We start from the raw sequence: 24109 nt of genomic DNA on the forward strand, positions 1-24109 counted from the left end.
ACCGATGTGATGGCCTACCGGTAAATCGCGTTATGAAACGGACTCAGCGCCAGGATCACCGCCTGGTGATAGACGCTGGCGCGGGTTAAAGCACCGGCGGTAAAGACGCCGATTGCTCCCTCTTTGCGGCCTATCTCGTCGATGCCGGTATAGCGCGACATCACCGGCCCCAACGCCTCGCCCGCCCGCACGCTGTCGAGAATAACGGCTGGCAACGGGAGCGTGGCGGAACGCGCTTCGCCGCGCTGTTCACGGCTTTCGATCACCACCCAGCTAAAGGTGGCGTCGCCATCGATCCCGGCTTCGATCGCTACCCAGAAATCGGCCTGCGGACGCAGCGTTCTGGCGTGCCCGACGCGGTTGCGTGCGCCCTCTCGCGTTTCATCGCTACCAAATGGCTGCTCAGGCACGCCGCTCTCGACGGCGACTGCTTCTATATGGCAGGATCCTTCGCCGTAAATCTCTTCAAACGCCTGTAGAATTGCCTGAATTTTGGCTGGATTGGTGGTGGCAGAGACAACATGGTGCATAATTAAGCTCGATTAAAAAAAACTCATCGCAGTATAACGGAAAAAACGCATGTTACAGGTATACCTTGTTCGCCACGGTGAAACGCAGTGGAACGCCGAGCGACGTATTCAAGGCCAGTCAGACAGCCCTCTTACCGCCAAAGGCGAAAAGCAGGCGATGCAGGTGGCGGAACGGGCCAGAACGCTTGGCATCACCCATGTTATCGCCAGTGATTTAGGCCGCACCCGGCAAACGGCGCGCATTATCGCCGATGTCTGCGGATGCGAAGTGACGCTGGAGCCGCGCCTGCGCGAGCTGGATATGGGCGTGCTGGAAAAACGTCACGTGGATTCTCTTACCGAAGAAGAAGAGGGCTGGCGCCGTACGCTGGTCAACGGCACTGAAGGGGGCCGTATTCCCGAGGGCGAGTCGATGCTGGAGCTGAGCCAGCGTGTACATGCGGCGCTGGCGGAGTGCCTGAAGCTGCCGGAAGGGAGCCGTCCGCTGCTGGTGAGTCACGGCATTGCGCTCGGCTGTCTGGTCAGCACTATTCTGGGGCTACCGGCATGGGCCGAACGACGTCTGCGTCTGCGTAACTGTTCTATCTCCCGTATCGACTATCAGGAGAGCCCGTGGCTGGCATCGGGTTGGGTGGTGGAGATGGCGGGAGATGTGTCGCATCTGGACGCTCCCGCACTGGATGAGTTGCAGCGTTAACGACGAATGGGAACCAGATATTCCATTCGCAGATCGATAGGGCCTTGTTCCGTTCTTGCTTCATTGACCGGATAGTAGCGCTCAATATCCTGACCTTTACGGCGGTTGAGATTCAGCATCGGCATACAGGTACCGTAAACGGTCAGGATAAACTCCTGAACTCCCGTTCCCAGCCCTTCATAGGTGAACATCACATAGTCGCCGCCTTCCAGCACAACAGGCTTGGCGCCCTGAATGTAGCCGTTCGCCAGCTCAGGAGGCAGAGCGGTGGTATAGAACACCTCCTGCTCGTCATCTTTCTCCAGGCTCGGGCGCGTTTCGTTCAGACCATAAAGCAGCGGCGGGATTTTCGGCGCATGGCTCAGGAACTCTTGCCAGAACTGCTTACGCATCTGGTGACGGAACTCGGAAATCTGCTCCAGCGAGCAGGCATAGCTCTGCGTGGTCCCGACCAGGCGCGTCTCAGGCAGAGTGATAAATTCATGTTTCGGCATCACAAATTCGCCCAGACGCAGCGGCGGGCGCATGCCAAACGAGCTCCAGTCTGGGGCGCGACGATAAAGCGCCGGCGTCAGCGAAAACTGTTTCTTAAACGCGCGGGTAAAAGTCTGCTGAGAGTCGAAACGGTACTGAAGCGCAATGTCCAGAATCGGACGAGCTGTCAGGCGCAGCGCAACGGCTGATTTCGACAAACGACGCGCGCGGATATAGGCACCGATAGCATGACCGGTAACATCTTTAAACATTCTTTGCAGGTGCCACTTGGAATAGCCCGCTTTTGCCGCCACATTATCAAGTGACAACGGCTGGTCCAGATGGCCTTCAAGCCAGTTAAGCAGGTCGCGAATAATCCCAGCCTGATCCATATATTATCCTCATCCTTTACACAGCAGGTGCCTGATGACAGGTTAGCGGATGATAGCATTTTTTGGCATTTTAGCATTCAGTGTTTTTTTTGCGCATAAGTGCTTTTTCTGCTCTCTGTTTTTCCGGTATTTTCTAATCCTGTGATCTTGTTAGGGTTTTTTCTTTAATTGTTGAATAATGACCCTTAGCGACATTTAAATATGGTAACAATATGAAATACAAGACTTTAATCGCTACAGCCCTGCTGCTGCTCGCTGGCCGCGCCGTACAGGCGGAAGAGATTGGCTCTGTCGATACGGTGTTCAAGATCTTCGGCCCGGATCATAAAATTGTGGTTGAGGCATTTGACGATCCCGACGTTAAAAACGTCACCTGCTATATCAGTCGGGCGAAAACAGGCGGCATTAAAGGCGGGTTGGGACTGGCGGAAGATACCTCCGACGCGGCCATCTCCTGTCAGCAGGTTGGGCCAATTGAGTTAAGCGATAAGATTAAGAACGGTAAGGCGCAGGGAGATGTGGTGTTCCAGAAACGGACCTCGCTGGTATTCAAAAAGCTCCAGGTGGTGCGTTTTTACGATGCGAAGCGCAATACGCTCGCCTATCTTGCCTATTCAGATAAGGTTGTGGAAGGCTCACCGAAAAATGCCCTGAGCGCGGTACCGATTATGCCGTGGCGTTGATTTTCAGGCTCTGCGTGGCGCCGCACCTTAAGGTTTTGGCGCAAAAAAAACGGCGCGAAAGCGCCGTTTTTTTCATCCGTACCGGGCGGAATTACTCTTGCAGGTCGCCACAGAAGCGATAGCCTTCACCATGAATGGTGGCGATAATTTCCGGCGTGTCCGGCGTGGATTCGAAATGTTTACGAATACGACGAATGGTCACGTCAACGGTACGGTCGTGCGGCTTCAGCTCGCGGCCGGTCATTTTCTTCAGCAGTTCTGCGCGGGACTGAATTTTGCCCGGGTTTTCACAGAAGTGCAGCATGGCGCGAAATTCGCTGCGCGGCAGTTTATACTGCTCACCGTTCGGACCAATCAGCGAGCGGCTATTAATATCCAGCTCCCAGCCGTTAAACTTGTAGCTGTCAACGCTACGACGCTCTTCGCTGACCGTACCCAGATTCATGGTGCGGGAGAGCAGGTTGCGCGCGCGAATGGTTAATTCGCGAGGGTTAAACGGCTTGGTGATGTAGTCATCCGCGCCGATTTCGAGGCCCAGAATTTTATCAACTTCGTTATCACGGCCCGTCAGGAACATGAGCGCGACGTTCGCCTGTTCACGCAGTTCGCGCGCCAGAAGAAGGCCATTCTTGCCCGGCAGGTTGATATCCATAATAACCAGGTTGATATCATTTTCAGAAAGGATCTGATGCATCTCTGCGCCATCGGTCGCTTCAAAGACATCGTAGCCTTCTGCTTCGAAAATGCTCTTTAACGTGTTGCGTGTTACCAACTCGTCTTCAACGATAAGAATGTGCGGGGTCTGCATGTTTGCTACCTAAATTGCCAACTAAATCGAAACAGGAAGTACAAAAGTCCCTGACCTGCCTGATGCATGTTGCAAATTAACATGACCAGGCTAACGTGACTAAAGTACGTAATTGCGTTCTTGATGCACTTTCCATCAACGTCAACAACATCATTAGCTTGGTCGTGGGCACTTTCCCTCTGGACCCGACAGTGTCAAAAACGGCTGTCATCCTAACCATTTTAACAGCAACATAACAGGCTAAGACGTTCCGGACACCCAATAAAACTACGCTTCGTTGACATATATCAAGTTCAATTGTAGCACGTTAACAGTTTGATGAAATCATCGTAGCTGAATGATAGCCTTTTTAACAAATTTACAATAAACCAAGTGGTTGCAAACATTAATTAATAAACGAAATGAATCCAAACAAAAAAAGCGAATTGACAGCTTATTATCATTAGTAAACATAGGGATAAGTTATGTTTACCCGTAGCTGAACGGATAGTTCATCTGCAAAACAGTTTAGCTTTTTTAATTCATTGTGGGGCATCATTTCGGTGATTTGTGTTGCAATTTTGTAAATTCGCGCTGCGTAATATGTTGACGGGCATCACATTTTTTTACTGTAACTGATTAAAAAGAGAGCAGAAATGCATTTGTCGATAGTGCTGGTTTCGCCAGCGAGAGCCGAAAATATTGGCGCCGCCGCGCGGGCCATGAAAACGATGGGCTTTACCGATTTACGGATTGTGGCGAGCGAGGCGTATCATGAACCCGCGGCGCGCAGGGTGGCGCATGGTTCTGGCGATATCATTGATAATATTACACATTATGAGACGCTGGCCGACGCGCTTCACGATGTCTCCTTCACGGTCGCTACCACCGCGCGCAGCAGGGCGAAGTTTCATTACTACGCGACCCCGGAAGAACTGGTGCCGCTTCTGGCGGAAAAAAGCCAGTGGCTGGGCAGGGCGGCACTGGTTTTTGGCCGGGAAGATTCAGGTCTCACCAACGAAGAGCTGGCGCTCGCCGACGTGCTGACAGGGGTGCCGATGGCGGCGGATTATCCTTCGCTTAATCTGGGGCAGGCGGTGATGGTCTATTGCTATCAATTAGCATCCTTAATGCAAATTTCCGCGCCGCAGGCCGCTGGCGCTGATGAACATCAGCTTGTCGCCCTGCGCGCCCGCACGCAAAGCTTACTGTCGCGGCTGGGCGTGGCGGACGACATTAAAATGGCGGACTGGCTGGATCAGCGCCTTGGGCTGCTTGAGCAGCGCGACACCGCCATGCTCCATCGGTTGCTGCACGATATCGAAAAAAAACTGGCAGAGTAAAACGCTGCGATAAGTTTTTATGATGGCGAAAATGACTGGTGATAAGGTTGTCCATGGTCTGACAGGTTGGAAGTGAAGCGTCAGACAGCGGGTCGCCAGTGTAGCGCAAATTGTGATCAAATTAAAAATTCATTGACTTACGGTGCCCGATCCTTTAACCCTAAAAGAATAGAGCACAGACAGATAATAATGACAGAGTACACAACATCCATGACACGCATCAGCATCACCACCATTACCACAACCATCACCATTACCACAGGTAACGGTGCGGGCTGACGCGTACAGGAAAAACAGAAAAAAGCCCGCACCTGAACAGTGCGGGCTTTTTTTTCGACCAGAGATCACGAGGTTAAGACCATGCGAGTGTTGAAGTTCGGCGGTACATCAGTGGCAAATGCGGAGCGTTTCCTTCGCGTTGCCGATATTCTGGAGAGTAATGCCAGGCAGGGACAGGTCGCGACCGTGCTCTCTGCCCCGGCGAAAATCACGAACCACCTGGTGGCGATGATTGAAAAAACCATCGGTGGCCAGGATGCCCTGCCGAACATCAGCGACGCCGAGCGCATTTTCGCCGATCTGCTTCAGGGGCTGGCCGATGCGCAGCCGGGTTTTCCGCTGGCGCAGCTTAACGCATTCGTCGCGCAGGAATTTGCGCAAATCAAACACGTTCTGCATGGTATCAGCCTGCTCGGTCAGTGCCCGGACAGCATTAACGCGTCGCTGATTTGCCGCGGCGAGAAACTCTCCATTGCCATTATGGCAGGCCTGCTGGAAGCCCGTGGTCATCAGGTCACCGTTATCGACCCGGTCGAAAAATTGCTGGCGATGGGCCATTACCTCGAATCTACTGTCGATATCACCGAATCCACCCGACGCATCGCCGCCAGCCAGATCCCCTCGGACCATATGATTCTGATGGCGGGCTTTACGGCGGGCAATGAGAAGGGCGAACTGGTGGTGCTGGGCCGTAACGGTTCTGATTACTCCGCCGCGGTGCTGGCCGCCTGCCTGCGCGCCGACTGCTGCGAAATCTGGACCGACGTTGACGGTGTTTATACCTGCGATCCGCGCCAGGTGCCGGACGCCAGGCTGCTGAAGTCGATGTCTTACCAGGAGGCGATGGAACTCTCCTATTTTGGCGCGAAAGTGCTTCATCCGCGCACCATCTCCCCCATCGCCCAGTTCCAGATCCCCTGTCTGATTAAAAATACCGGTAACCCGCAGGCGCCAGGCACGCTGATTGGCGGCAGTCACAACGAGGACGACCTGCCGGTGAAGGGGATTTCCAACCTGAATAATATGGCGATGTTCAGCGTCTCCGGTCCCGGTATGAAAGGGATGGTAGGCATGGCGGCGCGCGTCTTTGCCGCCATGTCCCGCAACGGTATCTCCGTGGTTCTGATTACCCAGTCCTCCTCTGAATACAGCATCAGCTTCTGTGTGCCGCAGGCCGACTGCCTGCGCGCCCGCCGCGCGCTGGAAGAGGAGTTCTATCTGGAGCTGAAAGAGGGGTTGCTGGAGCCGCTCTCGATCCAGGAACGTCTGGCGATTATCTCGGTCGTGGGCGACGGTATGCGCACCCTGCGCGGCATCTCCGCGAAATTCTTCGCTGCTCTGGCACGCGCCAATATCAACATTGTGGCGATCGCCCAGGGCTCCTCCGAGCGCTCTATTTCGGTAGTGGTCGACAATGAGGATGCCACCACTGGAGTGCGTGTCACCCATCAGATGCTTTTCAATACCGATCAGGTGATCGAAGTCTTTGTGATTGGCGTCGGCGGCGTCGGCGGGGCGTTGCTGGAACAGCTTAAGCGCCAGCAGGCCTGGCTGAAGGACAAACATATCGACCTGCGCGTCTGCGGCGTGGCGAACTCAAAGGCGCTGCTCACCAGCGTTCACGGCCTGAATCTGGAGAACTGGCAGGCGGAGCTGGCAGAAGCGAAAGAGCCCTTTAACCTGGGCCGCCTGATCCGGCTGGTGAAGGAGTATCACCTGCTGAACCCGGTGATAGTCGATTGCACCTCCCATCAGGCGGTAGCCGACCAGTACGCCGATTTCCTGCGCGAAGGGTTTCATGTGGTAACGCCCAACAAAAAGGCCAACACCTCGTCGATGGCGTACTACCACCAGCTGCGCGCGGCGGCGAGCAAATCACGCCGCAAGTTCCTCTATGACACCAACGTGGGGGCCGGGCTGCCGGTGATTGAAAACCTGCAAAACCTGCTGAACGCGGGGGATGAGCTGCAGCGTTTTTCCGGCATCCTCTCCGGTTCGCTGTCGTTTATCTTCGGTAAGCTCGACGAAGGGGTAAGTCTCTCTGAAGCGACCCGGACGGCCCGCGAGCTGGGCTATACCGAGCCGGACCCGCGCGACGATCTTTCGGGCATGGATGTGGCGCGCAAGCTGCTGATCCTCGCCCGTGAAACCGGGCGTGAGCTGGAGCTTTCTGACATCGTCATTGAGCCGGTACTTCCCGCCTCCTTTGATGCCAGCGGCGACGTGGAAAACTTTATGGCCCGACTGACGCAACTGGATGACGACTTTGCCGCCCGCGTGGCACAAGCCCGTGATGAAGGGAAGGTATTGCGCTATGTGGGCAACATCGAAGAGGATGGTACCTGCTGCGTAAAAATTGCTGCGGTTGACGGCAACGATCCGCTCTTTAAAGTCAAAAACGGCGAGAACGCGCTGGCCTTTTACAGCCACTACTACCAGCCGCTGCCGCTGGTGCTGCGCGGCTATGGTGCCGGCAACGACGTCACGGCGGCGGGCGTGTTTGCCGATCTGCTGCGTACCCTGTCATGGAAGTTAGGAGTTTAAGATGGTGAAAGTATATGCCCCCGCCTCCAGTGCCAACATGAGCGTCGGGTTTGATGTGCTGGGCGCGGCGGTCACGCCAGTCGATGGTTCCCTGCTGGGCGATACGGTAACGGTGGAGTCTGCTGAGAGCTTTACGCTGCATAACGCAGGGCGCTTCGCCAGTAAACTCCCCCCCGAACCGCGAGAGAATATCGTCTACCAGTGCTGGGAGCGCTTTTGTCAGGAGATCGGCAAAACGGTTCCCGTCGCCATGACGCTGGAAAAAAGCATGCCGATTGGCTCCGGGCTGGGGTCCAGCGCCTGTTCAGTAGTGGCGGCGCTGGTGGCGATGAATGAATATTGCGGTAAGCCACTGAATAATACCCGTCTGCTGGCGCTGATGGGCGAGCTGGAAGGGCGTATTTCCGGTAGCATTCATTACGATAATGTCGCGCCCTGTTTCCTGGGCGGTATGCAGCTGATGATCGAAGAGAATGGCATCATCAGCCAGCAGGTGCCGGGTTTTGACGAGTGGCTGTGGGTGCTGGCCTACCCGGGGATCAAGGTCTCCACCGCCGAGGCGCGCGCCATCCTGCCTGCGCAGTATCGTCGGCAGGAGTGCATTGCTCATGGCCGTCATCTGGCGGGCTTTATTCACGCCTGCTACACCCGTCAGCCTCAGCTTGCGGCGAAGCTGATGAAAGATGTGATTGCCGAGCCGTACCGCATGAAGCTGCTGCCGGGCTTTAACAAGGCACGCGAGGCGGCGCTGGATACCGGAGCTCTCGCCTGCGGTATCTCCGGCTCAGGCCCGACCCTGTTTGCCCTTTGCGATAAACCGGAAACCGCGCAGCGCGTGGCTGACTGGCTGACTACACACTACCTGCAAAATCAGGAAGGCTTTGTTCATATTTGCCGCCTGGACACGGCAGGCGCACGAGTACTGGGATAAATCATGAAACTCTACAATCTTAAAGATCACAATGAGCAGGTCAGCTTTGCGCAGGCGGTGACTCAGGGGCTGGGTAAAAACCAGGGGCTTTTCTTTCCGCACGATCTGCCGGAATTTAGCCTGACCGACATCGATGAGATGCTGAAGCAGGATTTCGTCAGCCGCAGCGCGAAAATCCTCTCCGCCTTTATCGGCGATGAAATTCCGCAGGAGCTGCTGGAGGAGCGCGTACGTGCGGCCTTCGCTTTCCCTGCGCCGGTTACCCAGGTGGAGCCGGATATTGGCTGTCTGGAGCTGTTCCACGGCCCGACGCTGGCGTTTAAAGATTTCGGCGGCCGTTTTATGGCGCAGATGCTGACCCATATCAGCGGCGATAAGCCGGTGACAATCCTGACCGCCACCTCCGGGGACACGGGCGCCGCGGTGGCTCACGCCTTCTACGGCCTGAAAAACGTGCGCGTGGTGATCCTCTATCCGCAGGGTAAAATCAGCCCGCTGCAGGAAAAACTCTTCTGCACCCTCGGCGGCAACATTGAAACCGTCGCTATCGACGGCGATTTCGACGCCTGCCAGGCGCTGGTGAAACAGGCGTTTGACGATGAAGAGCTGAAAGTGGCGCTGGGCCTCAACTCCGCCAACTCCATCAACATCAGCCGCCTGCTGGCGCAGATCTGCTACTACTTTGAAGCCGTCGCGCAGCTGCCGCAGGAGGCGCGTAATCAGCTGGTGATCTCCGTGCCGAGCGGCAACTTCGGCGATTTAACCGCAGGCCTGCTGGCAAAATCACTCGGCCTGCCGGTGAAACGCTTTATTGCCGCCACCAACGCCAACGACACCGTGCCGCGCTTCCTGAAAGAGGGGAACTGGGCGCCGAACGCGACCCAGGCGACACTCTCCAACGCGATGGATGTGTCGCAGCCCAACAACTGGCCGCGCGTGGAGGAGCTGTTCCGTCGTAAAATCTGGCGCCTTGGCGATCTCGGTTACGCGGCGGTGAGCGATGAAACCACGAAAGCGACCATGCGCGAGCTGAAAGCGCTCGGCTATACCTCCGAGCCGCATGCCGCGGTGGCGTACCGCGCGCTGCGCGACCAGCTTAATCCTGGCGAGTATGGCCTGTTCCTCGGCACCGCCCATCCGGCGAAGTTTAAAGAGAGCGTGGAGGCGATTCTGGGCGAAACGCTGCCGCTGCCGAAGGAGCTGGCGGACCGTGCAGATCTGCCGCTGCTGTCGCATGAACTGCCTGCTAATTTTGCCGCGCTGCGCAAGCTAATGATGACCCGAGCGTAAGTTTATCGCCCGGTGGCGGCAACGCCTTACCGGGCCTGTAACACCCTCAATCACAGGCCGGGTAAGGCGCAGCCGCCACCCGGCTTTTTTATGGAGGAAATAAGGAGGAAATAAGCAGAGAAAAAGCAGAAATTCCCAATAAATGCGGTAACTTAGCGTTTAGGATTGCAGAGAATAACATCCTCCGTTCCTCTCGCGTACGCTTCTTACATCGGCCCACGTTGGGCAAGCATGAAAGGAGTTACCTATGTCTAAACTGAAACCTGCGCTGCTCGCACTTTCGCTGATGCTGGTCGCTCCCATGGCGGTACAGGCCGCTGAGATCACCCTCGTACCCGCGGTTAAATTACAGATTGGCGATCGCGATAATAACGGACACTACTGGGATGGCGGCCGCTGGCGCGACCATGACTGGTGGAAGGCGCACTATGACTGGCGTGATAACCACTGGCGCCCGCATGACAACCACCATGACCACCATCCTGATAAGCATCATGACGATCATCATAACGATCGCCACGGCGATCCTCATCATGGACCGGGCGGAAAACATCACTGATCTTTCGCCCCTTTTCCCGCCTGGAGAGGGGCAAGTCAGCGGGATTTACTGCTCGTGACGCTTAAATACTAATTCCCCGTTCCCTGAAGCTGCGGCATCAAAGACATACCCTTCGCTGTTAAAGCCGGTCAGCTGTTCCGGCGTTGTCAGGCGATTCTGGATAATGTAGCGGCTCATCAGACCGCGCGCTTTCTTGGCGTAGAAGCTGATCACTTTGAATTTACCGTTCTTTTCATCGAGGAAAACTGGCTTAACGATCTCCGCGTTCAGCTTTTTCGGCTTCACGGAACGGTAATATTCATCGGAGGCCAGATTTACCACCACGTTATCACCCTGCGCCGCCAGCGCCTCGTTCAGCGTGTCGGTAATGATATCGCCCCAGAACTGATAGAGATCGCCGCCTTTTGCATTAGCCAGGCGAATACCCATCTCGAGACGGTAGGGCTGCATTAAATCCAGCGGACGCAGAACGCCGTAAAGGCCGGAAAGCATGCGCAGATGCTGCTGGGCGAAATCAAAATCGGCCTCGCTGAAGGTCTCGGCCTGCAGACCGGTATAGACATCGCCTTTAAAGGCGAGCAGGGCCTGGCGGGCGTTGTCGGGGGTAAAGTCCGGCTGCCAGTCATGGAAGCGGGTCGCATTCAAATCGGCAAGCTTATCGCTGATCCCCATCAGGCGGGCGATCTGCGGCGCCGACAGCTTGCGCGCCTCATGAATTAATTGCTGCGAGTGGTCCAGCAGTTCGGGCTGGGTATAACGTTCGGTCGCAAGCGGGCTCTGGTAATCGAGCGTTTTTGCAGGAGAAATCAGAATCAGCATATCCAGTCCTTGCAGAAAATGGAGAACGACTTTATCAAAAAAGAGCCCTGAAAAGATCGATAGCTGCTATTGTCGCGGCAAATCATCCCAGCTTCCCGGCGCGACTTGCGATTCGATTTCCGGGTAGCGGGCAGGGTCAAACACGGGCTTCACCCCCAGCCTGCGCTGGCGCAAATAGTCGCTGGCGATGAGCCTCACCGTTGGCGACAGCAGCAGAATGGCGGTGAGATTGGTAATGGCCATCAGCGCCATAATCATATCGGCAAGCTGCCAGAGTAGCGGCAGGCTCATAACCGAGCCGATAACCACCATCAGCGCGATGCCCGCCCGCAACAGCCAGCGTGAGCGATAAGAATCAACGCCCAGAAAAATAAGATTATTTTCGGCGTAAATATAGTTCGCCACAATCGAGCTGAAGCCGAACATCACCATGATTAGCGAGACAAAGCCGCAGCCCCAGGGGCCAATCATTTTCGCCAGCGCCTGCTGCATTAGCTGAATGCCGGCCATCTCGGTTGCATGTCCCACCGGGCCTGCCAGCAGCACAACCATGGCACTGGCGGAACAGATGACAATGGTGTCGATAAAAATGCCGATCATCTGCACAATGCCCTGCGCCGCCGGATGGGGCGGATATGACGAGGCCGCCGCCGCGATGTTTGGCGTTGAGCCCATTCCCGCTTCGTTAGAAAACATGCCGCGCTGGAAACCCGCCGTCAGCGCCTGGCTGAGGGTATAGCCCAGCGCCCCGGCCGCCGCTTCGTGCCAGCCAAAAGCGCACTTAAAAATTGTCGCGATGACGTTCGGCAAGGCATCAATATGCAGGGCGGTGATAGTCAGGCTCGTCAGGATCCACAGCAGCGCCATGAGGGGAACCAGCCACTGCATCAGGCGCGCCACTCCGCGGATCCCGGTGATGATGACGAGTAGCGTAAAAGCGGCAAGCAGGATGCCCGTCAGCCACCCGGGAACGTCCCAGGCGTAGCGCAGCGCGTGAGAGATAGCGTTGGCCTGGACCGTATTAAAAATAAGGCCATAGGCAAAAAGCAGCAGCAGGGAGAAGAGGACCCCCATCCAGCGCATGCCGAGGCCGCGCGCCATATACCATGCGGGGCCGCCGCGAAATTGCCCATGCGCATCCCGCTCTTTATAGAGTTGCGCCAGCGAACTTTCTGCAAACGAAGTGGCCATGCCCACAATGGCGGCGACCCACATCCAGAAAACCGCCCCGGGGCCGCCGGCGCCGATCGCCAGCGCGACACCCGCCAGATTGCCGCTGCCGACGCGTGCCGCAAGGCTGGTACAGAGCGCCTGAAAGGCGGTCAGCCCGCCGGGCTGAGGCGTTACGCTGTTTTTAAGACTAAGGCCAAAATCGCGAATATAGCGAAACTGAACAAATCCGCTGCGCACGGTGAACCAGATCCCCGCGCCAAGCAGCAGATAGATCATGACCGAGCCCCAAAGGATTTCATTAATAAACAAAAAGAAATCAGGCATTAACTTCCCTCTTGTTGATGCCGAATAAGCCGCCCGTCGCTGGCAGATGTGCAGCGATCTGTTAATTAGCAAGCTCTTAATATTGCGAGTTTATCATACTATCGTTGAGTGCACTGTCTGCGGTTGCGCTGGTATTCCGTCGTGTTATCATCAGGGCAGACCGGTTACATCCCCCTAACAAGTAAACCTGTCATTTTTCCGCGGCTGACTGTCGGTCGCGTGAATTATCCAGGGTAAGTTAAAGAGAAACACTACTATGACGGATAAATTAACCTCCCTTCGTCAGTTCACGACCGTTGTTGCTGACACCGGAGATATCGCGGCAATGAAGCTGTACCAGCCGCAGGACGCCACAACTAACCCTTCTCTCATCCTTAACGCCGCACAGATCCCTGAATACCGTAAACTGATTGACGACGCCGTTGCGTGGGCGAAAAGCCAGAGCAGCGATCGTGCGCAGCAGATTGTGGATGCGACCGATAAGCTGGCCGTGAATATCGGTCTTGAGATCCTGAAGCTGGTTCCGGGCCGTATCTCGACTGAAGTTGACGCGCGTCTCTCTTACGACACCGACGCCTCCATCGCGAAAGCCAAACGTCTGATCAAACTCTATAACGACGCGGGCATCAGCAACGATCGTATCCTGATCAAGCTGGCTTCTACCTGGCAGGGCATCCGCGCCGCCGAGCAGCTTGAGAAAGAGGGCATCAACTGTAACCTGACGCTGCTCTTCTCCTTCGCTCAGGCGCGCGCCTGTGCCGAAGCGGGTGTCTACCTGATCTCCCCGTTCGTCGGCCGTATTCTCGACTGGTACAAAGCCAACACCGACAAGAAAGAGTACGCGGGCGCAGAAGATCCGGGCGTGGTCTCCGTTACCGAGATCTACGAGTACTACAAACAGCACGGCTATGAAACCGTCGTGATGGGCGCCAGCTTCCGTAACATCGGCGAAATCCTTGAGCTGGCGGGCTGCGACCGTCTGACTATCGCACCTGCGCTGCTGAAAGAGCTGGCGGAAAGCGAAGGCACCGTGGAGCGTAAGCTGAGCTACACCGGTGAAGTGAAAGCGCGTCCTGAGCGTATCACCGAGTCCGAGTTCCTGTGGCAGCACAACCAGGATCCGATGGCAGTCGATAAACTGGCGGACGGTATTCGCAAGTTTGCCGTTGACCAGGAAAAACTGGAAAAAATGATCGGCGACCTGCTGTAATCATTCTGCGTGGCCGGTTTCCGGCCACGCTCTCTTCGCCTGGCCCTGTCTGTTCCTCCCTTCTGCGTGTATCATTCTCCTCCAGTATTGTTTGAACGGAATGACTATGAATACCTTACGCATCGGCCTCGTTTCGATTTCTGACCGCGCCTCCAGCGGTATCTATCAGGATAAAGGCATCCCTGCGCTGGAAGCGTGGCTTACCCGCGCGCTGACCACCCCGTTTCAGCTGGAAACCCGCCTTATCCCGGATGAGCAGCCCATCATTGAACAAACCCTCTGCGAGCTGGTGGATGAGATGAGCTGTCACCTGGTGTTGACCACCGGCGGAACCGGGCCTGCCCGCCGTGACGTGACGCCTGACGCCACGCTGGCGGTGGCCGATCGTGAAATGCCGGGCTTTGGCGAGCAGATGCGGCAGATTAGCCTACACTTTGTGCCAACGGCGATCCTCTCCCGCCAGGTCGGGGTGATCCGCAAGCAGGCGCTCATCCTTAATTTGCCAGGCCAGCCAAAATCCATTCAGGAGACGCTGGAAGGGGTTAAAACCGAGGAAGGGAAGGTTGTCGTGGCGGGTATCTTCGCAAGTGTACCGTATTGTATACAGTTACTGGATGGCCCTTATATCGAGACCGATCCGCAGCTCGTAGCAGCTTTTCGGCCGAAAAGCGCAAGGCGTGAAACGATCTCCTGAAATTTGCCCTTTTGTGACATAAGCTACAGACCCGGTAGCGTACGAAGGGTTTTACGGTATAGTAATTTTTTCTTTACGGAAGCTGTAAAACTATAACTACGTTTGCAAGGGTACCCTATGTCACATTACGCCCGACCTCTGAATCGTCAGGATTACAAGACGCTCTCCCTCGCGGCGCTCGGCGGCGCGCTGGAGTTCTATGATTTCATCATCTTTGTCTTTTTTGCCGCCGTAGTGGGGGAGCGCTTCTTCCCGGCGGATATCCCCGACTGGCTGCGCCAGCTCCAGACCTTCGGTATTTTTGCCGCAGGGTATCTGGCGCGCCCCCTCGGCGGCATTGTCATGGCCCATTTCGGCGATCTGGTGGGACGTAAAAAGATGTTTACGCTCAGCATCCTGCTGATGGCGGTCCCGACGCTGGCCATTGGTCTGCTCCCTACCTATGAATCGATGGGCATCGTGGCTCCGCTGCTGCTGTTGCTGATGCGTTTATTGCAGGGGGCGGCAATTGGCGGCGAGGTGCCGGGCGCCTGGGTATTTGTCGCCGAGCATGTCCCGGCTCGTCGCATCGGCATCGCCTGCGGCACGCTGACCGCCGGGTTGACCATCGGCATTCTGCTGGGCTCGGTGGTCGCCACCCTGGTGAACACCAGCCTGACGCCGCAGGCGGTGCATGAATGGGGCTGGCGGATCCCGTTTTTGCTCGGCGGAGCCTTCGGGCTGGTAGCGATGTACCTGCGTCGCTGGCTGCAGGAGACGCCGATCTTCCTTGAGATGCAGCAGCGTAAGGCGCTGGCGCAGGAGCTGCCGGTTAAGGCCGTAGTAGTGCATCACCGCAAAGCGGTGGTCATCTCGATGCTGCTGACCTGGCTGCTCTCCGCCGGGATCGTGGTGGTGATTCTGATGTCCCCGGTCTGGCTGCAAAAGCAATATGGCTTTGCGCCTGCGGTAACGCTGCAGGCGAACAGCGTGGCAACCATCATGCTCTGCTTCGGCTGCCTTATCGCCGGCGTGGCGGCGGATCGTTTTGGCGCCAGCCGCACTTTTATTATCGGTAGCCTGCTGCTGGCGGCCTCGAGCTGGGCCTTTTATCACCTTTCCGGCAGCCACCCGGAGCATCTTTTCTTATTGTATGGTGTCGTCGGGCTGTGCGTGGGCGTCGTGGGGGCGGTACCCTATGTGATGGTGCGTGCCTTCCCGGCGGAAGTGCGCTTTACCGGCATCTCTTTTTCCTACAACGTCTCTTACGCCATTTTCGGCGGTCTGACGCCGGTGGCCGTGGCGCTGCTGATGGGGGTCTCGCCCATGGCGCCCGCCTGGTATGTACTGGCGCTGTCGCTGATGGGGCTGGGGATAGGTTTCTGGTTGCGCCGGGAGCCGGCTGAAGAGAGAGGAGCGGCGCTGGTTAATCCTGCCCAGCCCTGAGAGGAAAGGTCGTGCCTGCTTCGCAGGCACGACACACGATTAGTGCTTCTCGCCAATCGGCAGAACGGTACGACCATACTGCTCGTTCAGCACTTCACCCATCGCCAGATAGATCGCGCTGGCACCACAGATAACACCTACCCAGCCTGCGACGTGGATAACGCCGACATTATCCGTCAGGTTACCCACCGCCAGCAGGGCGAAGAGCACCGTCAGGCTCAGGAAGACGAACTGCAGCGCACGGTTAGCCCCCAGGGTACCAAAGAACATGAACAGGGTGAACACGCCCCACAGCCCCAGATACGCGCCCAGGAAATGCGCGTCAGGCGCGCCGGTCAGACCCATGTTTGGCATCAGCAGGATCGCTACCAGCGACAGCCAGAAAGCGCCGTAAGAGGTAAACGCGGTTAAACCAAAGGTGTTGCCTTTCTTATATTCCAGCAGACCCGCAAAAATCTGTGCCAGACCGCCATAAAAAATGCCCATCGCCAGGATAACCCCATCCATCTGAAAGAGCCCCATATTATGCAGGTTAAGCAGAATGGTGGTCATGCCGAAACCCATCAGGCCCAGCGGAGCCGGATTAGCCAACTTAGTGTTGCCCATATGTCCTCAAAAATCGTCATTAAAAGGATGAAACATTGAAACCCGCGCCTGACCTCCCAGACGGGGCGCGGCATCATAAGGGGCGCAATCGACTGCGTCTATGATCTGAACGGGGGGAAATTAAAATATTTTTTATGTCGCCCCCTTGATGGAATCCGTTGCGACCCCATCTTGTAGTCAACCGCAGTGTGTGGACCTGAAAAAAATCAATCAGGGCAGTTGAAAAAGCACCTTCTGCCCTTATTACAGGTACACAACCACATGTTGACCGAATTTTTAGTGGAGACGTTTAGATGGGTAAAATTATTGGTATCGACCTGGGTACGACCAACTCTTGTGTAGCGATTATGGACGGCACTCAGGCACGCGTGCTGGAGAACGCCGAGGGCGATCGCACCACGCCTTCTATTATTGCTTATACCCAGGATGGTGAAACTCTGGTTGGTCAGCCGGCTAAACGTCAGGCAGTGACAAACCCGCAAAACACCCTGTTTGCAATCAAACGCCTGATTGGCCGCCGCTTCCAGGATGAAGAAGTTCAGCGTGACGTTTCCATCATGCCGTACAAAATTGTTGCAGCCGACAACGGCGACGCATGGCTTGATGTGAAAGGCACCAAAACGGCACCGCCGCAGATCTCTGCTGAAGTGCTGAAGAAAATGAAGAAAACCGCTGAAGATTATCTGGGCGAACCGGTAACCGAAGCTGTTATCACCGTACCGGCTTACTTTAACGATGCTCAGCGTCAGGCGACTAAAGACGCAGGCCGTATCGCTGGTCTGGAAGTCAAACGTATCATCAACGAACCGACCGCAGCAGCGCTGGCTTACGGTCTGGATAAAGAAGTCGGCAACCGTACTATCGCGGTTTATGACCTCGGCGGCGGTACTTTCGATATCTCTATTATCGAAATCGACGAAGTTGACGGTGAAAAAACCTTCGAAGTACTGGCAACCAACGGTGATACCCACCTGGGTGGTGAAGACTTCGATACCCGTCTGATCAACTACCTCGTTGACGAGTTTAAGAAAGATCAGGGCATCGACCTGCGTAACGACCCGCTGGCGATGCAGCGCCTGAAAGAAGCGGCAGAAAAAGCGAAAATTGAGCTCTCTTCTGCGCAGCAGACCGACGTGAACCTGCCGTACATCACCGCAGACGCGACCGGTCCGAAACACATGAACATCAAAGTGACTCGCGCGAAACTGGAAAGCCTGGTCGAAGATCTGGTGAACCGTTCCATCGAGCCGCTGAAAGTCGCTCTGCAGGACGCTGGCCTCTCCGTGTCTGATATCAACGACGTTATCCTCGTTGGTGGTCAGACCCGTATGCCAATGGTTCAGAAGAAAGTGGCTGAGTTCTTTGGTAAAGAGCCGCGTAAAGACGTTAACCCGGATGAAGCTGTGGCGATCGGTGCTGCGGTGCAGGGCGGCGTGCTGACGGGTGATGTGAAAGACGTACTGCTGCTGGACGTTACCCCGCTCTCTCTGGGTATCGAAACCATGGGCGGCGTGATGACTCCGCTGATCACCAAAAACACCACGATCCCGACCAAGCACAGCCAGGTGTTCTCTACCGCTGAAGACAACCAGTCTGCGGTAACCATCCATGTGCTGCAGGGTGAGCGTAAACGTGCGTCCGATAACAAATCTCTGGGTCAGTTCAACCTGGATGGTATCAACCCGGCGCCGCGCGGCATGCCGCAGATCGAAGTGACCTTCGATATCGATGCTGACGGTATTCTGCACGTTTCCGCGAAAGACAAAAACAGCGGTAAAGAGCAGAAGATCACCATCAAGGCCTCTTCCGGTCTGAACGAAGAAGAGATCCAGAAAATGGTGCGTGAAGCGGAAGCGAACGCAGAGTCTGACCGTAAGTTCGAAGAGCTGGTTCAGACCCGCAACCAGGGCGACCATCTGCTGCACAGCACTCGCAAGCAGGTTGAAGAAGCGGGCGATAAACTGCCGGCTGACGACAAAACGGCTATCGAGTCTGCCCTGAGCGCGCTGGAAACGTCTCTGAAAGGCGAAGACAAAGCGGATATCGAAGCGAAGATGCAGGCCCTGGCGCAGGTTTCCCAGAAGCTGATGGAAATCGCTCAGCAGCAGCATGCACAGCAGCAGGCAGGCGCTGACGCTTCCCAGAGCAACGCGAAAGATGACGATGTTGTCGACGCCGAGTTCGAAGAAGTTAAAGATAAAAAATAATCGCCCTTTGAACGGGTAATTACTGGCACGGGCGAAGAGGTTTCCTCTCCGCCCGTGCACGCATGTTAGGGGCAGATAAAAAAAGATGGCAAAGCAAGATTACTACGAGATTTTAGGCGTTCCGAAAACCGCGGAAGAGCGTGAAATCAAAAAGGCGTACAAGCGCCTGGCCATGAAATATCACCCTGACCGCAACCAGGGTGACAAAGAGGCCGAAGCGAAATTTAAAGAGATCAAAGAAGCCTACGAAGTCCTGACCGATGCGCAAAAACGCGCCGCTTACGACCAGTATGGCCACGCGGCGTTTGAGCAGGGCGGTATGGGCGGCGGCGGTTTCGGCGGCGGCTTTGGCGGCGGTGCGGATTTCAGCGATATCTTTGGCGACGTCTTTGGCGATATCTTTGGCGGCGGACGTGGCCGTCAGCGCGCGGCGCGCGGCGCCGATCTACGCTACAACATGGAGCTGACGCTGGAAGAAGCGGTTCGTGGCGTGACCAAAGAGATCCGTATCCCGACGCTGGAAGAGTGTGACGTTTGCCACGGCAGCGGCGCAAAAGCGGGAACGCAGCCGCAGACCTGTCCGACCTGTCACGGCTCCGGTCAGGTGCAGATGCGCCAGGGCTTCTTTGCGGTGCAGCAGGCCTGTCCGCACTGTCATGGGCGCGGTACGCTGATCAAAGATCCGTGCAACAAGTGCCACGGTCACGGTCGCGTTGAGAAAACCAAAACTCTCTCCGTTAAAATTCCGGCAGGCGTGGACACGGGCGACCGCATCCGTCTGGCAGGCGAGGGGGAAGCGGGTGAGCATGGCGCACCGGCAGGCGATCTCTACGTTCAGGTGCAGGTTAAACAGCACGCGATCTTCGAGCGCGAAGGGAACAACCTTTATTGTGAAGTGCCGATTAACTTCGCGATGGCCGCGCTCGGCGGTGAAATCGAAGTACCGACGCTGGACGGCCGCGTTAACCTGAAAGTGCCTGGCGAAACCCAGACCGGCAAGCTGTTCCGCATGCGTGGGAAAGGCGTTAAGTCGGTACGCGGCGGCGCGCAGGGCGACCTGCTCTGCCGTGTGGTGGTTGAAACGCCGGTGGGTCTGAACGACAAGCAGAAACAGCTGCTGAAAGAGCTGCAGGAGAGCTTTGGCGGCCCGACGGGCGAGAAAAACAGCCCGCGTTCCAAAAGCTTTTTCGACGGCGTGAAAAAGTTTTTTGATGACCTGACCCGCTAAGCTGCTGCCCTTTCTGTCAAAAAGCCTGGAAGCGATTCCGGGCTTTTTCATTTTTATCGTTATGCCTCGGAAAAACTGAATATATAGCCAATATTAATCTGTTTTTGCCGAGTTTTTTACGTTGGTATTATGGTTTTCTCGAGGTATGGTAGGTTAAAGAGAGAGCTAAAGTGAAACTACTACAGCGTTTTTTCAAAAGTGAGGCTGCCGGCGGGATCGTACTGATTGTGGCCGCCGCGCTGGCAATGGCACTGGCGAACCTGGGAGTGACGCAGGGGAGTTATCACGCGTTCCTGCAAACGCCGGTTGAATTGCGCGTGGGCGCGCTGGAAATCAATAAAAACATGCTGCTCTGGATTAACGATGCGCTGATGGCGATCTTTTTCCTGCTGGTGGGGCTGGAGGTGAAGCGCGAACTGGTTTTAGGCTCCCTTGCCAGCCGCCAGCGCGCGGTTTTTCCGATTATTGCCGCGCTGGGGGGAATGGTGGTTCCTGCGCTGCTCTATCTGGCGTTTAACTATAATGATCCGATAGCGCGCGACGGCTGGGCGATCCCCGCCGCGACCGATATCGCCTTTGCGCTGGGCGTGCTGGCGCTGCTTGGTAACCGCGTGCCGGTCGCGCTGAAGATCTTCCTTATGGCGCTGGCGATTATCGACGATCTCGGCGCTATCGTGATTATTGCCCTGTTCTATACCAGCGATCTGTCGGTTATGTCGCTCAGCGTGGCGGCGGCAGCGATCGCGGTGCTGGTCTTGCTGAATCTGAGTGGCGTACGCCGTACCGGGATTTATCTGCTGGTGGGCGCAGTTCTCTGGACGGCGGTGCTGAAGTCCGGTGTCCATGCCACCCTGGCGGGCGTTATCATCGGCTTCCTGATTCCGCTGAAAGAGCAGAATGGCAAATCGCCGGCGAAACAGCTTGAGCATGTCCTGCATCCGTGGGTGGCGTTTCTGATCCTGCCGCTGTTCGCCTTTGCCAATGCGGGCGTATCGCTGCAGGGCGTTACGGTGGAGGGGCTGACCTCCATGCTGCCGCTGGGGATCGTCGCCGGGCTCTTTATCGGTAAGCCGCTGGGTATTTCGCTCTTCTGCTGGCTGGCGCTGAAGCTGAAGCTGGCGACGCTGCCGCAAGGCACTACGTTCCGGCAAATCATGGCGGTGGGCGTGCTGTGCGGGATCGGCTTTACCATGTCGATTTTTATCTCGACGCTGGCCTTCGCATCACAGGATCCGCAGCTTATCGTATGGGCTAAGCTGGGTATTCTGCTCGGGTCGCTGCTTGCGGCGTTTACCGGATACGCCTTACTGAAAGTGAAACTGTCGGGGCAAGCGCAGCCGACATAACAGGAAACGGGGCGGGGGCTGAGTCCCTCGCCCGATATCAGGATCAGGGAGAGAGTCATGCCTCATATCAACTATAACCATCTCTATTATTTCTGGCACGTCTATAAAGAGGGCTCGGTCGTGGGTGCCGCCGAAGCGCTCTACCTGACGCCGCAGACGGTGACAGGGCAGATCAAAGCCCTGGAAGAGCGCCTGCAGGGAAAACTGTTCAAGCGTAAAGGGCGCGGCATTGAGCCGAGCGAGCTGGGGGAACTGGTCTTTCGCTATGCCGATAAGATGTTCACCCTCAGTCAGGAGATGCTTGATATCGTCAACTACCGCAAGGAGTCCAACCTGCTGTTTGACGTTGGCGTGGCGGATGCGCTGTCAAAGCGTCTGGTCAGCGGCGTGCTGGATGCGGCGGTGGCGGAGAATGAGCAAATCCATCTGCGCTGTTTCGAGTCCACGCATGAGATGCTGCTGGAGCAGCTTAGCCAGCATAAGCTTGATATGATTATTTCCGATTGCCCCATCGACTCCACCCAGCAGGAAGGACTCTTCTCGGTGAAGATTGGCGAGTGCGGCGTAAGCTTCTGGTGCATCAACCCGCCGCCGGAAAAACCCTTTCCTGCCTGCCTGGAAGAGCGGCGCCTGCTTATTCCCGGACGGCGTTCCATGCTGGGGCGTAAGCTGCTGAACTGGTTTAACTCCCAGGGCCTGCAGGTGGAGGTTTTAGGCGAGTTCGACGACGCGGCGCTGATGAAAGCGTTTGGCGAAGCGCATAACGCCATTTTTGTGGCGCCGACGCTCTACGCGCACGATCTCTATCTTGACGATAAGGTTACCGAGGTAGGCAGGGTGGAGAACGTGATGGAGGAGTATCACGCGATATTTGCGGAACGTATGATCCAGCACCCGGCGGTGCAGCGCATCTGCAATCGCGACTACTCGGCGCTCTTTACGCCACCCGCGCGCTAAGGATATAAAAAAACCCGCGTTAAGCGGGTTCTTTCAAACAAGCAACAACAAGCGGCGATTAAGCCAGTTTGTTGATCTGCGCAGTCAGGTTAGCCTTATGACGCGCTGCTTTGTTTTTGTGGATCAGGCCTTTAGCAGCCTGGCGATCCACGATCGGTTGCATTTCGTTAAATGCTTTCTGTGCAGCAGCTTTGTCGCCAGCTTCGATTGCTGCGTATACTTTCTTGATGAAGGTACGCATCATAGAGCGACGGCTTGCGTTGTGCTTACGAGCCTTTTCAGACTGAACGGCACGTTTCTTAGCTGATTTGATATTAGCCAAGGTCCAACTCCCAAATATGATCTATGTGGACAATTCAAAGGCCGAGGAATATGCCCTCTGTGCCCTCTTTTGTCAATGGATTTGTGCAAATAAGCGCCGTTAATGTGACGACGCTCGTTACGTAGTGATGGCGCAGGATTCTACCAGCTTGTGGCGGCTGAATACAGCTTTTCGGCATAAAAAACGCAGTTTAACGGCAGTTTTTTTCGCCAGCAAAGCCAACGCTGATGAAATCATTAAGGCTTTCTGTTTTGAGGCTTCAATCGTCGGTTAACCTTAACCGTTGTACAAGGTATACTCTGACGATTTTCACTGTTTTGAGCCTGTCATGAAGCTGATACGCGGCATACATAATCTCAGCAAAGCCCCGCACGGGTGCGTGCTGACCATTGGTAATTTCGACGGCGTGCATCGTGGGCATCAGGCGCTGTTGCAGGGATTGCGTAAAGAAGGGCAGGCTCGTGGGCTGCCGGTTGTTGTTATGATTTTCGAGCCGCAGCCGCTGGAGCTGTTTGCTGGCGAAAAAGCGCCCGCTCGCTTAACGCGGCTGCGCGATAAGCTGCGCTACCTGGCCGAGTGCGGCGTGGATTACGTACTTTGCGTGCGTTTCGATCGCCGTTTCGCCGCCCTGACGGCGCAAAATTTTGTCGGCGATCTGCTGGTCAAACGCCTTGGCGTGCGCTTTTTGGCGGTGGGCGATGATTTCCGCTTTGGCGCTGGTCGTCAGGGGGATTTCTTGTTATTACAGAAGGCTGGCCTGGAGTATGGCTTTGAGGTCACCAGCACCCTGACTTTCTGCGAGCGCGGCGTGCGCGTGAGCAGCACGGCGGTGCGCCAGGCGCTGGCGGATGACCAGCTTGATATGGCTGAAACACTCTTAGGACACCCTTTCTCCATCTCCGGGCGCGTCGTTCATGGGGATGAGCTGGGGCGTACCATCGGTTTTCCGACGGCGAATGTACCGCTGCGTCGTCAGGTTTCCCCGGTAAAAGGGGTCTATGCGGTGGAAGTGACCGGTCTGGGCGATAAGCCTTTACCCGGCGTGGCGAACATCGGCACCCGGCCAACGGTGGCGGGGGTACGCCAGCAGTTAGAAGTTCATCTGCTGGATATTGCAATGGACCTGTATGGTCGCCATATAGATGTAATCCTGCGTAAAAAGATACGCAACGAGCAGCGATTCGCCTCGCTTGACGAGCTGAAGGCGCAAATCGCGCGTGATGAATTAACGGCCCGGCAGTTTTTTGGGCTATCAAACCCGGCTTAACGCCTGAGTGATCAATACGGAA

The 24109-nt window shown here is 56.0% G+C and carries 24 protein-coding genes, 1 pseudogene and 1 other annotated feature; of the genes and pseudogenes, 18 read left to right on the top strand and 7 right to left on the bottom strand.

What is annotated here, in order from left to right:
- Positions 1 to 14 precede the first annotated feature (14 nt).
- Positions 15 to 530 carry an inosine/xanthosine triphosphatase gene (gene yjjX, locus BN3796_RS08345; protein ID WP_061707901.1) on the bottom strand — a complete coding sequence of 172 codons (516 nt, stop codon included), beginning with the start codon at positions 528 to 530 and terminating at the stop codon, positions 15 to 17.
- Positions 531 to 579: 49 nt separating this feature from the next.
- On the opposite strand from yjjX, the gene gpmB reads away from it, so the two are divergent.
- A complete protein-coding gene (gene gpmB, locus BN3796_RS08350; RefSeq protein WP_061707902.1) occupies positions 580 to 1227 on the top strand; it encodes a 2,3-diphosphoglycerate-dependent phosphoglycerate mutase GpmB in 648 nt (215 codons plus the stop codon).
- On the opposite strand, the gene robA is transcribed toward gpmB, so the two are convergent.
- A complete protein-coding gene (gene robA, locus BN3796_RS08355) occupies positions 1224 to 2093 on the bottom strand; it encodes an MDR efflux pump AcrAB transcriptional activator RobA (protein ID WP_061707903.1) in 870 nt (289 codons plus the stop codon). The two genes, gpmB and robA, sit on opposite strands and share 4 nt — an antisense overlap.
- A gap of 212 nt (positions 2094 to 2305) precedes the next feature.
- On the opposite strand from robA, the gene creA reads away from it, so the two are divergent.
- Positions 2306 to 2776 carry a protein CreA gene (gene creA, locus BN3796_RS08360; protein ID WP_061707904.1) on the top strand — a complete coding sequence of 157 codons (471 nt, stop codon included), beginning with the start codon at positions 2306 to 2308 and terminating at the stop codon, positions 2774 to 2776.
- A gap of 91 nt (positions 2777 to 2867) precedes the next feature.
- On the opposite strand, the gene arcA is transcribed toward creA, so the two are convergent.
- On the bottom strand, positions 2868 to 3584 hold the full coding sequence (arcA, locus tag BN3796_RS08365) for a two-component system response regulator ArcA (RefSeq protein WP_045911291.1): 717 nt from the start codon (positions 3582 to 3584) through the stop codon (positions 2868 to 2870).
- Between the two features lie 95 nt (positions 3585 to 3679).
- On the opposite strand from arcA, the gene yjjY reads away from it, so the two are divergent.
- The 7 genes from yjjY (at position 3680) to BN3796_RS08390 (ending at position 10509) form a co-directional block, all read left to right on the top strand.
- Positions 3680 to 3820: a YjjY family protein gene (yjjY, locus tag BN3796_RS20695; RefSeq protein ID WP_001541509.1), complete on the top strand. Its 141-nt coding sequence runs from the start codon at positions 3680 to 3682 to the stop codon at positions 3818 to 3820.
- 399 nt (positions 3821 to 4219) lie between these two features.
- The gene (locus BN3796_RS08370; RefSeq protein WP_061707905.1) at positions 4220 to 4906 is read left to right on the top strand and encodes a tRNA/rRNA methyltransferase; all 687 of its coding nucleotides are present in this window, start codon (positions 4220 to 4222) and stop codon (positions 4904 to 4906) included.
- 210 nt (positions 4907 to 5116) lie between these two features.
- The gene (thrL, locus tag BN3796_RS20700; RefSeq protein WP_148381800.1) at positions 5117 to 5185 is read left to right on the top strand and encodes a thr operon leader peptide; all 69 of its coding nucleotides are present in this window, start codon (positions 5117 to 5119) and stop codon (positions 5183 to 5185) included.
- Positions 5124 to 5241 (top strand) — a sequence feature (Thr leader region). It overlaps the preceding gene by 62 nt.
- A 25-nt stretch (positions 5242 to 5266) precedes the next feature.
- Positions 5267 to 7729: a bifunctional aspartate kinase/homoserine dehydrogenase I gene (gene thrA / locus BN3796_RS08375; protein WP_061707906.1), complete on the top strand. Its 2463-nt coding sequence runs from the start codon at positions 5267 to 5269 to the stop codon at positions 7727 to 7729.
- Position 7730: 1 nt separating this feature from the next.
- Positions 7731 to 8660 (top strand): homoserine kinase, encoded by a 930-nt coding sequence (gene thrB, locus BN3796_RS08380; protein ID WP_061707907.1) that lies wholly within the window; start codon positions 7731 to 7733, stop codon positions 8658 to 8660.
- Positions 8661 to 8663: 3 nt separating this feature from the next.
- Positions 8664 to 9950 (top strand): threonine synthase, encoded by a 1287-nt coding sequence (thrC, locus tag BN3796_RS08385; protein WP_061707908.1) that lies wholly within the window; start codon positions 8664 to 8666, stop codon positions 9948 to 9950.
- A gap of 247 nt (positions 9951 to 10197) precedes the next feature.
- On the top strand, positions 10198 to 10509 hold the full coding sequence (locus BN3796_RS08390; RefSeq protein ID WP_061707909.1) for a DUF2502 domain-containing protein: 312 nt from the start codon (positions 10198 to 10200) through the stop codon (positions 10507 to 10509).
- Between the two features lie 45 nt (positions 10510 to 10554).
- Here BN3796_RS08390 and yaaA read toward each other — a convergent pair whose 3' ends face one another.
- Positions 10555 to 11328, bottom strand: coding sequence for a peroxide stress protein YaaA (gene yaaA, locus BN3796_RS08395; RefSeq protein ID WP_061707910.1), 774 nt, complete (start codon positions 11326 to 11328; stop codon positions 10555 to 10557).
- Between the two features lie 66 nt (positions 11329 to 11394).
- Positions 11395 to 12825, bottom strand: coding sequence for an alanine/glycine:cation symporter family protein (locus BN3796_RS08400; RefSeq protein WP_061707911.1), 1431 nt, complete (start codon positions 12823 to 12825; stop codon positions 11395 to 11397).
- A gap of 256 nt (positions 12826 to 13081) precedes the next feature.
- On the opposite strand from BN3796_RS08400, the gene tal reads away from it, so the two are divergent.
- From tal to BN3796_RS08415, 3 genes are all read left to right on the top strand, one after another.
- Positions 13082 to 14035, top strand: coding sequence for a transaldolase (gene tal, locus BN3796_RS08405; protein ID WP_061707912.1), 954 nt, complete (start codon positions 13082 to 13084; stop codon positions 14033 to 14035).
- Positions 14036 to 14141: 106 nt separating this feature from the next.
- Complete coding sequence (gene mog / locus BN3796_RS08410) at positions 14142 to 14729, top strand: molybdopterin adenylyltransferase (RefSeq protein ID WP_061707913.1); 588 nt, start codon at positions 14142 to 14144, stop codon at positions 14727 to 14729.
- 117 nt (positions 14730 to 14846) lie between these two features.
- Positions 14847 to 16154, top strand: a complete 1308-nt coding sequence (locus BN3796_RS08415; RefSeq protein ID WP_061707914.1) for an MFS transporter — start codon at positions 14847 to 14849, stop codon at positions 16152 to 16154.
- 39 nt (positions 16155 to 16193) lie between these two features.
- Here the strand turns inward: BN3796_RS08415 and satP are convergent, their stop codons facing one another.
- Positions 16194 to 16760, bottom strand: a complete 567-nt coding sequence (gene satP / locus BN3796_RS08420) for an acetate uptake transporter (protein WP_061707915.1) — start codon at positions 16758 to 16760, stop codon at positions 16194 to 16196.
- A 293-nt stretch (positions 16761 to 17053) separates the two neighbouring features.
- Here satP and dnaK point away from each other — a divergent pair, with 293 nt between their 5' ends.
- The 4 genes from dnaK to nhaR all read left to right on the top strand — a co-directional run bounded on the left by dnaK (position 17054) and on the right by nhaR (position 22498).
- Positions 17054 to 18967: a molecular chaperone DnaK gene (dnaK, locus tag BN3796_RS08425; protein ID WP_061707916.1), complete on the top strand. Its 1914-nt coding sequence runs from the start codon at positions 17054 to 17056 to the stop codon at positions 18965 to 18967.
- Between the two features lie 85 nt (positions 18968 to 19052).
- Complete coding sequence (dnaJ, locus tag BN3796_RS08430) at positions 19053 to 20195, top strand: molecular chaperone DnaJ (protein ID WP_061707917.1); 1143 nt, start codon at positions 19053 to 19055, stop codon at positions 20193 to 20195.
- A 170-nt stretch (positions 20196 to 20365) separates the two neighbouring features.
- On the top strand, positions 20366 to 21541 hold the full coding sequence (gene nhaA / locus BN3796_RS08435; protein WP_061707918.1) for a Na+/H+ antiporter NhaA: 1176 nt from the start codon (positions 20366 to 20368) through the stop codon (positions 21539 to 21541).
- Between the two features lie 57 nt (positions 21542 to 21598).
- The gene (gene nhaR / locus BN3796_RS08440; protein WP_061707919.1) at positions 21599 to 22498 is read left to right on the top strand and encodes a transcriptional activator NhaR; all 900 of its coding nucleotides are present in this window, start codon (positions 21599 to 21601) and stop codon (positions 22496 to 22498) included.
- A 58-nt stretch (positions 22499 to 22556) separates the two neighbouring features.
- On the opposite strand, the gene rpsT is transcribed toward nhaR, so the two are convergent.
- Positions 22557 to 22820 (bottom strand): 30S ribosomal protein S20, encoded by a 264-nt coding sequence (gene rpsT / locus BN3796_RS08445; RefSeq protein WP_002887965.1) that lies wholly within the window; start codon positions 22818 to 22820, stop codon positions 22557 to 22559.
- Between the two features lie 108 nt (positions 22821 to 22928).
- Between rpsT and BN3796_RS21175 the strand changes: the two are divergent.
- Positions 22929 to 22997, top strand: a pseudogene (locus BN3796_RS21175) (DUF2575 domain-containing protein); the annotation flags it as partial.
- Positions 22998 to 23148: 151 nt separating this feature from the next.
- Entirely contained in the window at positions 23149 to 24087 is a 939-nt protein-coding gene (gene ribF / locus BN3796_RS08450) for a bifunctional riboflavin kinase/FAD synthetase (protein ID WP_061707920.1), read from the top strand.
- Positions 24088 to 24109: the final 22 nt, after the last annotated feature.

Source organism: Pseudenterobacter timonensis, from assembly GCF_900021175.1.
GTDB classification, from domain to species: domain Bacteria; phylum Pseudomonadota; class Gammaproteobacteria; order Enterobacterales; family Enterobacteriaceae; genus Enterobacter; species Enterobacter timonensis.